Source organism: Dyadobacter sp. CECT 9275 (genome assembly GCF_907164905.1).
Lineage (GTDB): Bacteria > Bacteroidota > Bacteroidia > Cytophagales > Spirosomataceae > Dyadobacter > Dyadobacter helix.
The window spans coordinates 1,721,728-1,734,861 of the sequence record NZ_CAJRAF010000001.1 but is presented as its reverse complement, the minus strand read 5'-3'; the positions used below and the strand labels follow the sequence as shown (position 1 = coordinate 1,734,861).

Below are 13,134 nucleotides of genomic sequence, written 5' to 3'. Positions count from 1 at the left end.
TCAGGGATTGCATCAGTTATCCTTTTTACATGCTTTAATTTTTTCTACAATGGCATGCCGCTCGTTCAAAGACGACACCGTGTGCTGTAAAGCCTTATTGTAATAAATGATAGCCTTTTCGTTTTCTTTTTTTGCTTGATGGTAATCTCCCAGAGCCAGATAAGGAAGGTAACTCTTCGGGTTCTTGTCAATGAAGTTTTTTTCATCCGCAGGACTCAGTGCCAATGGTATCCCCAGCATGACAAACTTATTGATCTTTTGTTTCGTCATTTTAAACGCCTCATACTTGTCAAAATCAGGTGATACTACAAAGGGATCCTGCGGTACATTCAATGCTTCTGCGGAGGTGACTTTCCCGCCGGACGCAAAAACCTGTTGAAGATCATAAGCTACAAAAGTACCCAGCTGATAAGGAGGGGTAGATATCCACATTCTTTTCTGGGCAGGTTTGAACAAAATACCATGGTGCGCGATCAGCTGATTCAGCGTCATGGGATTACCATATCCCACAAACTCGTCGTTTACGCCATTTTTATCCCGCAGTATCCCGGCTGCTTCCGTCACGTCTATCGGAAAAGAACGCTCCATTAACTGATTCATTCTCTCAAACCTGCTCCGGGAATCCGAATTTTTTATATTCATGATATTAACCGAATCCCGGATAAAACTTTCACCCTGGTAATGATTGGCACATACCAGGTAATCTTTCCCTGAGTCATACACATCCATTTTCTGGGGAGATTTTTCAATGATAATCGACTTGTTATCTTCCGAGGAGCCTATCAGTAACGACTCAGAAACAAAGGTTTCCCGCTTGCGGGCAATAGCTACTGCTTCCTCAATATTTTTGGCGTATTGCAATATTTCGCGTGCCAGCAGCGATATCGGGTCCTTGGCGCCATAAGGGATATCCGACTTGGAAGCATTCAGTGTAACCGTAATTCCCTTTTCATTCATCCCTGAAACAACGCCGGTAAGACCCGCCCAGGCGTAAGAAGCAAACTTATACCCTTTGTCGGGCTTCATGAAAACAATGAGTTTGTCTTTAGCAAATGCATCGCCCATGTAAAAGTCGAAATTACGGGCAATAAGCAATGTGGAATCAGCCGATAAACCGTTATTAACAGAAAAAGAAGTACATCCCACCATATTCAGGTCGGTGAGTGCATGGCCAATATCATGGGCCGCGTGATAATTGAGTATCCGGTAATATTTAGGCCCGATATAGTCAAACTGATCCGAAAATGATTGACTGACCCCATAAATCTCTTCCTGATTTTCCTCTGGCACATACTTATAGATATCCTTGTTAAACCAGCCGACAAAACCTTTGATAATCTGCAGGAAAAACCGGTTCGGAATGAGCTCGTTGATCTGGTCAACAAAATAGATTTCCTGTTTCTCTATAAGTTCCTTAGCCAGAACCCCGTAGATGAGGCCCCGTTCATACGGTGCGCCTTCCAGATACATTTCCCAGATACCATACTTGTTCTTTTTGAGCCAGCAATTACCAACCGTGTAATGATCTGGCCCTACTTGCACACGGCTATAACTTTCAACCGTTTTTGTACTTTTAATGTCAGGGCTTGGTACCTTTATCCGCCAGATGAACAGTCCGAAAAGAATACCCGAAACAAGCAATACAACACTTACAACTTTCAGAACAACGCGAATAGCTTTATTTTTCGGCCACATAATTTAGTAAAATATTTAGGCAGGAAACCGCATGAGAACACAACCGTTTTCCTGATACTCCCGAAAGATCTGGTTTGGAAATTTTCGGGAACAGGGTGTAAAATTAACAATAAAATGGGCATCGCTCTCACAAAAAAAATTGGTACGGAGGGAATATTGAGCCTGTGGCAAATAACAGAAACTGCCTCTGAGCTTACGGAAGGCCTGATAGCAGCCGAACAGGAAGAATTGGCAACAAAGAAGCCATTTTCTGAAAAACGCCGGAAGGAGTGGCTTGCCACGCGTCAGCTGCTGGCACACATGATGCCCGTACCGGAAAAGATATGCTACCAGTCGAATGGCAAACCATATCTTCTCAGTGGTGAATATCACGTATCTATTTCTCATTCAGCAAATTACGCAGCCCTATATCTTTCAAAAACCAGACAAACGGGCGTTGATATTCAACAAATGAGAAGCTCCGTAATAAAAGGAGCTGATTTTTTTATGACTGAACAGGAAATGATATGGGCCGAAAACGGTGATGTGGTGGTTCAAAACCTGATCTGGTCTGCAAAGGAGTCTGTATTTAAATTTTTTGGCGATGACAGCCTCAATCTGAAAAAAGATATCAAAATAAGTCGGTTCGTTCCGGAACAATTTGGAAAAATGCAGGCTTATGTTTTCATTCGGGAAGCGCAAACAGCAGTGAGTATCGGGTATGAGATAATCGGTGATTATGTTCTCACCTGGACAATCTGATTCCTGAAAATTGCAGTACATTAAACCGGCCCGTTTCAAGTAGCTATGCGAAAAATATTACTTTCCCTGATCCTTATTTCCGCCGTCACAAAATTATCCGCGCAAACCTCTGCCGGCGAAATCTATCAGAATCTGAAGAAACTGAACGTGCTCGGTTCTGTGCTGTATATAGCTGCCCACCCTGATGACGAAAACACCCTGATGTTATCCTATCTGTCCAAGGATCAGCTGGTCAGAACGGGATATATGTCCCTAACCAGGGGAGATGGCGGGCAAAATCTGATCGGGCCGGAGCAAGGTTATAACATTGGGGTCATCAGAACGCAGGAATTACTTGGAGCCCGGCGAATTGATGGTGCCGAACAGTTTTTTTCCCGTGCTTATGACTTCGGCTTCTCTAAAACGCGTGATGAAACTTTACGATTCTGGAATAAGGATAAAGTACTGGGTGATGTGGTGTGGATGATCCGAAAATTTCAGCCTGATGTGATCATTACCCGATTCCCTCCCGACCCGCGTGCCGGACACGGGCACCATCAGACCTCGGCATATCTGGCTGAGGAAGCATTTGCCCTTGCTCCCGATCCAAAGGCCTATCCCGATCAATTAAAATTTGTAAAAACCTGGCAAACTAAACGGCTGGTATGGAACTCTTTCACACCCGGTTTCACCAATAAAAAACCAACCGACGAAAAAACTCCGTTTATTTCCATTGAAATAGGAGGATACAATACTGTTCTGGGCAAGTCTTATACCGAAATTGCGGCAGAAAGCCGCAGCATGCATAAAAGTCAGGCGTTTGGAAGCTCTCCGGTGCGAGGCACCAGAATTGATTACTTCCTTCACAAAACCGGAGAACCTGCCAAGGTTTCCTTGTTTGACAACATAGATACATCCTGGAAACGAGTGAAAGGGAGCGAAAAAGTAGAGGCGCTCATTTCTGATGCCATCGACCGGTTTTCAATTGCGGAGCCTGTCAAGTCGGTCCCGGCACTGCTGCAGATTAACGCGGCGTTGAACCAACTGGATGAAGAAAATATATATGTAAAAACAAAAAAAACAGAAATACAGCATTTACTGGTACAGTGCCTGGGTTTATGGTTTGAAAGTAATCCAAAAAATTATTCGGCAACCGCCGGAGAAAACGTAGACTTTCAGATTTCCATCGTTAAACGCTCCGGGTATCCGGTAAAACTGGTTTCGCTTAAATGGACGGGAAGAGAACGTGACAGTACTTTTAATATGTCTTTGGAGGATAACGATCTGTTCAGCTTACCCGTCAGCACCATTTTACCGCAAAACATAAAAACCACACAACCCTACTGGCTGGAAAAACCGATTGAAAAAGGTATGTTTCAGATTGACCAACAGCAAGATATTGGATACCCCGAAAACCGGCCCAAAACCCTTTCAGAATTTAAATTTGAAATAAACGGACAGGAATTCGTTTACACCAAACCCTGGGTTTATAAATTTAACGATCCGGCAGAAGGTGAAATTTACCGGCCTTTTGAGGTGAGACCCGCTATGACGGTCACTCTCAACGAACCGGTATTCATTTTCCCCAGCCCCACTCCTAAGTTTGTCGGTGTTACAATCCAGGCACAGCGGGACAGCATGAAGGGGCAGCTAAAACTTGACCTGCCTATTGGCTGGAAAAGCGATCCGACGGCCTATGACTTTGCTATTGCCGAAAAATATCAGCAGCAATATAAGGTTTTCAAGGTAACACCACCGGCCTTATATCAAGAAGTTACCATAAAGGCAGTCGCAAAAGTCGGCGAAACAGTATATGATAAGTCCCTGAAAACTATCAGCTTCCGCCATATTCCAACCCAAACCATTTTCCCGCCGGCCGAGACCAAACTGGCTCGGGTGGATGTTAAAACCAGTGTAAAAAGAATAGGATATATTGCCGGAGCTGGTGACGATGTCCCATCCGCATTGCGGCAGATTGGCTGTGAAGTCACAATGCTCAACGAAGCTGAGCTGGCCAAGGAATTGTCGGCTTATGAGGCCATTGTGGTAGGCGTGCGGGCTTATAATACGGAAAGCCGGCTGATTAATTACCAGTCCAAATTAATGGATTATGTTAAAAACGGGGGAACGCTGGTGGTTCAGTACACCATTCCCGGCGACCAGAAAGTAAAAGATATTGGCCCCTATCCGCTTCAGACTGGCCGGGACCGCATAGCCGAAGAAGACGCCGAGCTGAAATTTCTGATCCCCGGACACCCGCTTTTCAACTTTCCTAATAAAATTACGGATAAAGATTTCCAGGGATGGATACAGGAACGCGGCTTGTACTTTGCCCAAACATGGGACAAAACGCACTATCAGGCACTTCTATCCGGCAACGACACGGATGAAACACGCAAAGAAGGCATTTTGCTACATGCCCGTTATGGGAAAGGGCACTATATCTATACCGGGCTTTCCTTTTTCAGGGAATTGCCCGCGGGGGTTACCGGCGCTTACCGGCTATTTGCCAATATCATTTCAGTAGGTAAAACAAAATAAGGGAAGCTGGTCCGAAAACCTCACTTCATATTTTTTCTTCTGTTGCGCTGAAAATCTTCAAGGACAAAACCGCCTAATCCCTGCAGGTTACTGTAATAAGCACGTCCGTTGTTGACCTGTGTGAAATTCTGTACAAATTGCTTCAGGTAAGGATCCGAAGCAATCATGAAGGTTGTCACAGGGATATCCAGTTTTCGTGCCTGCGCGGCGAGCGTCAGCGTTTTATTGATGATTTTGCGATCGAGCCCAAAGCTGTTTTTATAATACCGGATACCCTCTTTCAGGCAGGTTGGTTTTCCGTCGGTGATCATAAAAATCTGTTTGTTCTTTGTTTTCTTCCGGCGCAGCAAATCCATCGCAAGTTCCAGACCCGCAACAGTATTGGTATGGTACGGTCCTACCTCAAGATAGGGCAGGTCTTTCAGCTGAATTTGCCAGGCATCATTGCCGAATACAATGATATCAAGTGAATCTTTGGGATATTTGGTCCTGATCAGTTCAGCCAAAGCAAGGGCAACTTTTTTAGCGGGGGTAATCCGGTCCTCGCCATAGAGGATCATCGAGTGGCTGATATCGATCATCACAACGGTCGATGTAGTGGTTTTTTGTTCCCTTTCCACCACTTCCAGGTCATTTTCCATCAGCATAAAGTCCCCTATCCCGTGGTTAACCTGGGCATTCTTAATTGACTCCGTCATCGCAATCTGGTCGAGTGTGTCACCAAACTGAAAATCACGGATATCACTGCTTAATTCATCTCCCACGCCCAAATGCGGGGTATGGTGGTTTCCTCCTGACTTAGATCTTTTCAGTTTCCCAAAGATTTCATCCAGCGCACTTTTCCGGATACTCTTCTCAGCCTTAGGAGTCATAATCACCTTTTTTTCACCATCTGCCGCCTCTTCCCTGATATATCCTTTCTTTTTGAGATCATCGAAGAAATCGCCGATCCCGTACGAATCATTGGTTAAATTGTACTGACGGTCCAGCTCGCTCAGCCATGACATAGCTTCGCTTACATCCCCGGAAGTCATGAGCAGCAATTGCTGGAAAATATCGTATAACTGTTCAAATTTGGAATTTCCGGTACTTTCTGCCGGAACGAATTTCGAAAAAAGGTGCCCCCTCATAGCTGTATCTTTATCTGCCAGTGAATTCTCAGGATGAAATTTAAGCAAACATCCTTAATTATAATAATAAAAAACGGCTACTTTCTCGATAGTTGAAAGCAGCCGTTTTCCTGATGAATTCTGAAGAACGAAAAGTAAAAAAACCTGCTCCGTAATTGAAACGCGCCAGGATATTTTACCTTATGCTTCTTCTGCACAGAATTCCTCAAATGCCATTTGCAAATGCTGAGCGATCATTTCAGCCGAACGGCCTTCGATATGATGGCGCTCAACAAAATGGATCAGTTCTCCATCTTTAAAAAGTGCTACCGCAGGCGACGATGGCGGGTAAGGCAGGCAATACTCACGCATTTTAGCTACCGCTTCCAAGTCGAATCCGGCGAACACCGTTGCTAGGTTATCGGGCTTGATATCGCTGCGGGTAAGCGCTGCTCTCACACCCGGCCGAGCCGCACCAGCTGCACAACCACATACGGAATTGATCACAACAAGAGAAGTACCTTTTGTGTTTTGCATGAAGTTATCTACTTCTTCAGCAGTTGATAAATCCTGAAAACCTGCATTAACAAGCTCGGCTTTCATGGGAGCTACAAGTTGGGGGGGATACATATTTTTTGAAAATTTAAGTTTATAAATAAAAAATATCGGCTTACCGCTTTTTTGGCCAAATTCACCAATCGTTTGCCTACATAAATCCTAGTTCCAGTTTCGCCTCTTCCGACATCATTTCGGTACTATATGGCGGATCAAATGTGAGTTCGAGGCTTACGTCATTGACACCTTCCACTTCACGTATCTTTTGTTCCACTTCTCCCGGCAAAGTCCCGGCCGACGGACAGGAAGGAGACGTGAGGGTCATGGATACATAAACATTATTTACAGGAAATATTTTAAGGTCATAGATCAACCCCAGCTCGTACACATCCACAGGAATTTCCGGGTCATACACTGTCTTGATTGCCCTTACAACTTCTTCACGTAATTCCGATTCAGTCATTTTGCCGTTAATTAAAAATTATTACTTCCTGATATCCAAACAAATTTTTCACTGATCAGTTCACCGCCTGGTATGCAAATGCATAGGCTTTCATCTGTTTCACCATTGACGCCAGTCCGTTGGACCGTGTTTGTGCCAGGTGCTGGTGTAAACCAATACGTTCCATAAAGTAAAGATTTGTCCGGGAAATCTCCTCAGGCGTATGCCCTGATAACACTTTCACCAGCATGCTCACCAACCCACGTACGATAATAGCGTCACTATCTGCATCGAATTTGAGCTTGTCTCCATCCATATAAGCATGAAGCCAAACAAGCGACTGACATCCCTTGATGATATTTTCTTCGGTTTTATACTGCTCGTCAAGCTTGGGTAACTGCTTGCCAAGGTCAATGATATATTCATACTTACTTTCCCAATCATCGAACAGTTCAAAGTCCGAGATCAGATCGTCTTGTATTTCGTTGATCGTCATAGGTGAAATTTCCTGTATTTATGCATTCGCAACCCGTTTTTCAATCCAGGTGATAATGGTTTCAGCATCTTCCAATCCGGCTTTCGCAACTTTCACACTAGGATTTCCGTCATAGCTCATCGAAAGATGAAGGGTGTCGTAGGCAGCAACAAAAGACGTAAGCAGTTTTCTATCCAGAACAGACAACTGCCCCTTATACCAGTCCACATGTTTTCTTCCCTTATCCTTTTTACCTAAATATGAATCCAGTGCAACCAGAATTCCATCGTAAGCAGCATGGCCGGCAAGCTTTACATATTTAGTATCCTGATAATATCCTTCTTCTTTTTTCGCCTTTTCACGGAGCAATTCCCGCGCATTGTCGAGGTACCTCCGGGCTTCTGTTATTGCGTTATCCATATATAGTGTGTTGATTCTGTATAAAGTTAACACGTTTCAGCTCAGCATTTTCTTTACTTTAAGTAAGCCTGCAACAAGTTTATCAATCTCTTCCGTCGTGTTGTAAACGGCAAAGGAAGCCCTGCTGGTTCCGGTAATACCGAACCGCTGCATTAAAGGTTGTGTACAATGGTGCCCCGTTCTGACGGCTATCCCCTGCTGATCCAGCAAAACACCAATATCCTGATGATGAATACCCTCCATAACGAAGGATATCACACTCACCTTTTCCTTTGCCTGCCCGATAACTTTCAGACCGGGAATTTCGCTTAATGCAGCCGTTGCATATTCCAGCAACTCGTTTTCATAGGAAGCTATATTTTCCTTTCCCAGACTGGCCACATAATCCAGTGCAAATCTGGCAGCGATCACATCCGCAATATTAGGAGTACCAGCTTCGAATTTATAAGGGAGTTCGTTATAAGTGGTTTTGGCAAAAGTCACTTCCTTGATCATTTCCCCTCCGCCTCTGTATGGCGGCATGGCGTTGAGCAGGTCCTTTTTTCCGTAAAGCACCCCCATACCGGTGGGCCCGTAAATTTTATGCAGCGACAGCGAATAAAAATCGCAGTCCAGTGCCTGAACGTCTATATCAATATGAGAGCAGGCCTGCGCGCCGTCAATCAATACTCTGGCTCCAAACTCGTGAGCTTTCTCTATGATCTTCTTCACCGGGTTAATAGTACCGAGTGCGTTGGAAACGTGCACTACGGATACAATTTTGGTGCGCTCTGAGAGCAATTTTTCGTATTCCTCGAAGATAATTTCTCCCGCGTCATTGATCGGTATCACTTTCAGGATACAGCCTTTTTCCTCGCACAACATCTGCCAGGGCACAATGTTGGAATGGTGCTCCATGGTAGTAATGATAATTTCATCGCCTTCTCCAAGGAATTTCCGTCCATAGGTCTGCGCCACAAGATTGATACTGTCGGTAGTACCATAGGTAAAAATTACCTCTTCGGAAGAAGCAGCGTTCAGAAAAGCCTGTATGCTTCGCCGTGACTGTTCAAATGCTCCGGTGGCTTTCTCTGCCAGATGGTGGATTCCCCGGTGGATATTAGCATTATAATGCCCGTAATATCCTGAAATAGCGTCCAACACTACCTGTGGTTTCTGCGTAGTAGCCGCGTTATCAAAATAAACCAGCTGTTTCCCGTTCACTACCTCGTTCAGAATGGGGAAATCGTTTCTGATGGAGGTTATATCAAGAATTTTTTGAGAAGCTATCATATAGTACCTAAGTTAATGGTGGAACTGGCAGCAGGGTATAGGCCAGGCAACTCCCATCAGATCAAACACGCCCAGTTTTCTTTACTTTTCCGAAAGCTTTTCAGCGATCACTTCCTCCAGATATTCTCTGATCGAATCAATTTTAATCTGAGAAACTACGTCAGCACAGAAGGCATACATCAGCAACGACATCGCTTCCGGGCGGGATATCCCTCTCGAACGCATGTAAAACAGCGCTTCTTCGTCGATCTGCCCGGTGGTTGTTCCATGCGAACATTTGACATCGTCCGCATAAATTTCCAGCTGTGGTTTGGTATTCATGGTGGCATTGGTCGACAAAACAATGTTCTTACAAGACTGGAAAGCATTGGTCTTCTGCGCATCAGGTCTTACAAATATCTTCCCGTTGAATACCCCCTTCGACTTGTCCCTCAGAATTCCTTTGTACAACTCATTGCTTTCAGAGTTAGGCTTCATGTGATCCGCAACGGTATGATTATCCACATGCTGCGTACCGTCCGGGAAATACAGGCCGTACATATGCGCCTCGCAGCGTTCTCCATCCAGCTGGATATTGAGATTATTGCGGGTAAATTTCCCGTTCAGCGTAATCGTCCCAGCATAAAAATGGGAGCGGTCCAGCATATAAACTTGTGTCGTACCTATATGATACGCCATATTGCTCTCGTTCTGGACCTTGTAATATTCAACATTGGCATCCTGCCCCATGTGAATTTCTGTAACCACATTGGTAAAAGAGCGCTGGTCGCCCAGAGTCCTGAAAGATTCGGCCAGTTTTACCTGTGCATTTTTGCCAACCGCAATAATGTTACGTGGCTGGCTGCCCGTATTCTGTGTCCGCGAATCGGATACGAAACGCAGGATAACCGGGTGGTCAACAGCCTGGTTGTCTGGCACATGAATAAAAACACCATCTTGTGCAAAAGCAGTATTCAATGCTGTGAAGGCATCGGGGTTCTCTTTGAATTCGCTGAAATAGGTATTTACCAGCTCAGGATTTATTTTGTACGCACCCTGTAATGAATCAATCGTGATAAACTCCGATGACGAAATGAGCTGTGAGAGCTCTGGACGGTAGTGCCCGTTTACGAAATACAGAATGTTGGCATCCTGATCAGGAATATTCAGGTTTTCCAGATCGGCAGAAGACAGTGTACTTTCAGCATTGAAATGATACGACTCGCTGATCAGATCTTTTACATTGCTGTATTTCCATTCTTCATTTCTGATCGTCGGAAATCCCAGTTTGTCGAAACGTGCAATGGCGGCACGTTTCTTCTGATGAAATGCAGAACTCGCTTCCCCGTTCATGACGGCCTCGCGCGCCTGAAAATCAGCGACTAACTTTGTTTTTAAATCTATTGTTTCGGTACTCATTCTTTTCTTAAAATTGGGTGATGATAAATGATCAGCAGGATACTGGCAGAGATTTATTAACCAACTGCCTCTACCTCAGCTTTTATCCAATCATAACCTTTTTCTTCCAGTTCAAGCGCGAGCTCCTTCGGTCCCGATTTCACAATCCGGCCTTTGTATAATACGTGAACGTAGTCCGGAACGATGTAGTCCAGCAAACGCTGGTAGTGCGTTACAACAATGGCAGAACGGTCCGGCGACCTGAGCGAGTTAACACCTTCTGCTACAATACGCAGCGCATCAATATCCAGTCCCGAATCTGTTTCATCCAGTATAGCCAGCTTAGGCTCAAGCACTGCCATCTGGAAAATTTCATTGCGTTTTTTCTCTCCTCCCGAAAAGCCTTCGTTCAAAGCCCTTTTCAGCAATGAATCATTCATACTTACCAGCTTTGCTTTTTCTCTTACCATTTTCAGGAATTGAGCGGCATCCAGAGGGTTTTCACCTTTATATTTCCGGATTTCGTTAACGGCTGTTTTAAGAAAATTAATGGTCGTTACCCCGGGTATTTCCACAGGATACTGAAATGCAAGAAAAATCCCTTCGGCAGCTCTTTCCTCAGCGGCAAGTTCGAGTAACTCCTTTCCGTCGAATATTACACTGCCACCGGTCACCTCGTATTCCTCCCTGCCCGCCAAAACCGAAGCTAAAGTACTTTTGCCTGAACCGTTGGGGCCCATAATCGCATGTACCTCACCAGCTTTCACTTCCAGGTTAATTCCTTTTAATATTTCTTTGCCTTCGATGGAGGCACGCAATCCATTAATTGAGAGCATAACTAAATTTATACTTAATATGTAGTTCTTGGTAATTTACCGCAAAAGTAGTAACCTTTGCCCGTATATTAAAATGCAATACCATTGGATAAACGGCATGCATACAAGAGTTAAACCGTTTTCGGAGAAGGGATGTTCCCATAGCCCCCATATATTATGGTTATCTGCCCAACCCGGCGGTTCAAATGTCATCAACATATGAAAACAGATACCTCAAACCATTCAGGAATAAATGTTTCCACCGAAACCGGACGGCTCAGGAAGTTGCTTATCCACAGTCCGGACCGTGGATTGGGCAAGGTAGTACCCTCCAAAGCACAGGATTGGCTCTTCGAAGATATCGTACATCTGGACACGATGCGCCGTGCCGAATATGACTATTTTGTAAAACTCCTTTTGTATTTTCTGGATCCGGCCAAAATCAAAGGCAGACTGAAAGCTATTGACGCGGATACCTCCCGGGAATTCTATATCCCCGGTTCGGAGTCCTATTTCAACTCCGACAAAGTGATTGATATCCAGAAACTGCTGGGTGAGATTCTGGAAAACGAGTCTGTACGAATAAAACTCACCGCGGCTATTTGTGGCATAGAAAAATGTTCTTTTCAGACTCACGAAGCGCTAACCGCGTACGATGCGAATGAACTGGCCACCATTTTCATTTCAGGTTCGCTGCCGGACAGGCGGATGTTATTTGCTCCTCTGCCCAACCTGATTTTCATGCGGGATATAGGTATAGTGATTAACGACCACATCCTGCTGAACAAACCGGCGAAAGCTGCCAGAACAAGGGAATCAATACTGGCTCAGTTTGTTTTCTTTCATCATCCCATGTTTGCGGATATCAGGGAAAATATCATAGAAATACCGGAAAACGAACGGCATTTTTTGCTCCCCGATGAAGAAAAAGCCAGCGATTACCACCGTTGTACACTGGAAGGAGGAGACGTCATGATGGTTGCACCCAGGCATCTGCTGATCGGATGCAGTGAAAGAACCTCTGTGTACGCTGCACAGCAGGTTATGAAAATACTTTTTGACAGAAATGTTGTAGATACCATAACGATCATCAAAATCCCTAAAAAACGGGATTACATGCATATCGACACCCTATTTACGCAGGTTAAGAAAAATATGTGGGTACTGCTGGGCGCTCTGGCACGTACCGGCGACGAGGCTAAGAAACGGGATGTGCTTCATTTTTTTGCTCCTGCCGAGCCTCAGCAGGACTTCAGGATACTTCAGTTTATCAAAGGCCATGAACACAAACCCATCGAAATTGAAAACCTGGAAGATCTGCTGACGGATATCAGCCGTAATGATCTGAATTGCGAAGACGACGTTCAGTTTATTTATTCCGGAAACAATGAATTTCCTTTTGGCGAGCGGGAGCAGTGGACCGATTCCTGTAATTTACTGGCCATACAAAATGGCGTGGTGATCGGCTATGACCGTAATGATAAAACCCTGGAAGCTTTCCGGGAACGGGGATTTCATATCATTAGCGCCGCGGAACTGATCTTCCGTTTTGAAAACGATGACCTATCGCCTGATACCCTTACCGACACGTTTATCACCCTGCCTTCGGCCGAGTTATCCCGGGCCAGGGGCGGTTCGCATTGCATGAGCATGCCGGTTCTCAGGGATTAAAAAGTTTGTATTCGGCTCAGTAATAACTTAAATTGCAGGTAG

At 44.8% G+C, this 13,134-nt stretch carries 12 protein-coding genes; 3 read left to right on the top strand and 9 right to left on the bottom strand.

The window, feature by feature from the left end:
• Positions 1–12: 12 nt before the first annotated feature.
• A complete protein-coding gene (locus KOE27_RS07135) occupies positions 13–1,695 on the bottom strand; it encodes a C45 family autoproteolytic acyltransferase/hydolase (RefSeq protein ID WP_215238118.1) in 1,683 nt (560 codons plus the stop codon).
• A 114-nt stretch (positions 1,696–1,809) separates the two neighbouring features.
• Here KOE27_RS07135 and KOE27_RS07130 point away from each other — a divergent pair, with 114 nt between their 5' ends.
• Both KOE27_RS07130 and KOE27_RS07125 read left to right on the top strand, forming a co-directional pair.
• On the top strand, positions 1,810–2,436 hold the full coding sequence (locus KOE27_RS07130) for a 4'-phosphopantetheinyl transferase family protein (protein WP_215238117.1): 627 nt from the start codon (positions 1,810–1,812) through the stop codon (positions 2,434–2,436).
• A 45-nt stretch (positions 2,437–2,481) separates the two neighbouring features.
• On the top strand, positions 2,482–4,956 hold the full coding sequence (locus tag KOE27_RS07125) for a PIG-L family deacetylase (protein WP_215238116.1): 2,475 nt from the start codon (positions 2,482–2,484) through the stop codon (positions 4,954–4,956).
• 20 nt (positions 4,957–4,976) lie between these two features.
• On the opposite strand, the gene KOE27_RS07120 is transcribed toward KOE27_RS07125, so the two are convergent.
• From KOE27_RS07120 to sufC, 8 genes are all read right to left on the bottom strand, one after another.
• Positions 4,977–6,086, bottom strand: coding sequence for a vWA domain-containing protein (locus KOE27_RS07120; protein ID WP_215238412.1), 1,110 nt, complete (start codon positions 6,084–6,086; stop codon positions 4,977–4,979).
• A gap of 180 nt (positions 6,087–6,266) precedes the next feature.
• The gene (locus tag KOE27_RS07115; RefSeq protein WP_215238115.1) at positions 6,267–6,695 is read right to left on the bottom strand and encodes a BrxA/BrxB family bacilliredoxin; all 429 of its coding nucleotides are present in this window, start codon (positions 6,693–6,695) and stop codon (positions 6,267–6,269) included.
• Between the two features lie 76 nt (positions 6,696–6,771).
• Positions 6,772–7,083: an SUF system Fe-S cluster assembly protein gene (locus KOE27_RS07110; RefSeq protein ID WP_215238114.1), complete on the bottom strand. Its 312-nt coding sequence runs from the start codon at positions 7,081–7,083 to the stop codon at positions 6,772–6,774.
• Between the two features lie 55 nt (positions 7,084–7,138).
• A complete protein-coding gene (locus KOE27_RS07105) occupies positions 7,139–7,558 on the bottom strand; it encodes a SufE family protein (protein WP_215238113.1) in 420 nt (139 codons plus the stop codon).
• Between the two features lie 18 nt (positions 7,559–7,576).
• Positions 7,577–7,957, bottom strand: coding sequence for a DUF5618 family protein (locus tag KOE27_RS07100; protein ID WP_215238112.1), 381 nt, complete (start codon positions 7,955–7,957; stop codon positions 7,577–7,579).
• A 36-nt stretch (positions 7,958–7,993) separates the two neighbouring features.
• Positions 7,994–9,229 (bottom strand): cysteine desulfurase, encoded by a 1,236-nt coding sequence (locus tag KOE27_RS07095; RefSeq protein WP_215238111.1) that lies wholly within the window; start codon positions 9,227–9,229, stop codon positions 7,994–7,996.
• 81 nt (positions 9,230–9,310) lie between these two features.
• On the bottom strand, positions 9,311–10,627 hold the full coding sequence (gene sufD, locus KOE27_RS07090) for a Fe-S cluster assembly protein SufD (RefSeq protein WP_215238110.1): 1,317 nt from the start codon (positions 10,625–10,627) through the stop codon (positions 9,311–9,313).
• Positions 10,628–10,683: 56 nt separating this feature from the next.
• Positions 10,684–11,442 carry a Fe-S cluster assembly ATPase SufC gene (gene sufC / locus KOE27_RS07085; RefSeq protein ID WP_215238109.1) on the bottom strand — a complete coding sequence of 253 codons (759 nt, stop codon included), beginning with the start codon at positions 11,440–11,442 and terminating at the stop codon, positions 10,684–10,686.
• Positions 11,443–11,640: 198 nt separating this feature from the next.
• Here sufC and KOE27_RS07080 point away from each other — a divergent pair, with 198 nt between their 5' ends.
• A complete protein-coding gene (locus tag KOE27_RS07080; RefSeq protein ID WP_215238108.1) occupies positions 11,641–13,092 on the top strand; it encodes an arginine deiminase family protein in 1,452 nt (483 codons plus the stop codon).
• Positions 13,093–13,134 lie beyond the last annotated feature (42 nt).

What these genes read in the sequence shown, in the direction of transcription:
- KOE27_RS07135 (WP_215238118.1), bottom strand. Translation starts at nt 1,695, where the DNA reads ATGTGGCCGAAAAATAAAGCTATTCGCGTTGTTCTGAAAGTTGTAAGT.
- KOE27_RS07130 (WP_215238117.1), top strand. Translation starts at nt 1,810, where the DNA reads ATGGGCATCGCTCTCACAAAAAAAATTGGTACGGAGGGAATATTGAGC.
- KOE27_RS07125 (WP_215238116.1), top strand. Translation starts at nt 2,482, where the DNA reads ATGCGAAAAATATTACTTTCCCTGATCCTTATTTCCGCCGTCACAAAA.
- KOE27_RS07120 (WP_215238412.1), bottom strand. Translation starts at nt 6,086, where the DNA reads ATGAGGGGGCACCTTTTTTCGAAATTCGTTCCGGCAGAAAGTACCGGA.
- KOE27_RS07115 (WP_215238115.1), bottom strand. Translation starts at nt 6,695, where the DNA reads ATGTATCCCCCCCAACTTGTAGCTCCCATGAAAGCCGAGCTTGTTAAT.
- KOE27_RS07110 (WP_215238114.1), bottom strand. Translation starts at nt 7,083, where the DNA reads ATGACTGAATCGGAATTACGTGAAGAAGTTGTAAGGGCAATCAAGACA.
- KOE27_RS07105 (WP_215238113.1), bottom strand. Translation starts at nt 7,558, where the DNA reads ATGACGATCAACGAAATACAAGACGATCTGATCTCGGACTTTGAACTG.
- KOE27_RS07100 (WP_215238112.1), bottom strand. Translation starts at nt 7,957, where the DNA reads ATGGATAACGCAATAACAGAAGCCCGGAGGTACCTCGACAATGCGCGG.
- KOE27_RS07095 (WP_215238111.1), bottom strand. Translation starts at nt 9,229, where the DNA reads ATGATAGCTTCTCAAAAAATTCTTGATATAACCTCCATCAGAAACGAT.
- sufD (WP_215238110.1), bottom strand. Translation starts at nt 10,627, where the DNA reads ATGAGTACCGAAACAATAGATTTAAAAACAAAGTTAGTCGCTGATTTT.
- sufC (WP_215238109.1), bottom strand. Translation starts at nt 11,442, where the DNA reads ATGCTCTCAATTAATGGATTGCGTGCCTCCATCGAAGGCAAAGAAATA.
- KOE27_RS07080 (WP_215238108.1), top strand. Translation starts at nt 11,641, where the DNA reads ATGAAAACAGATACCTCAAACCATTCAGGAATAAATGTTTCCACCGAA.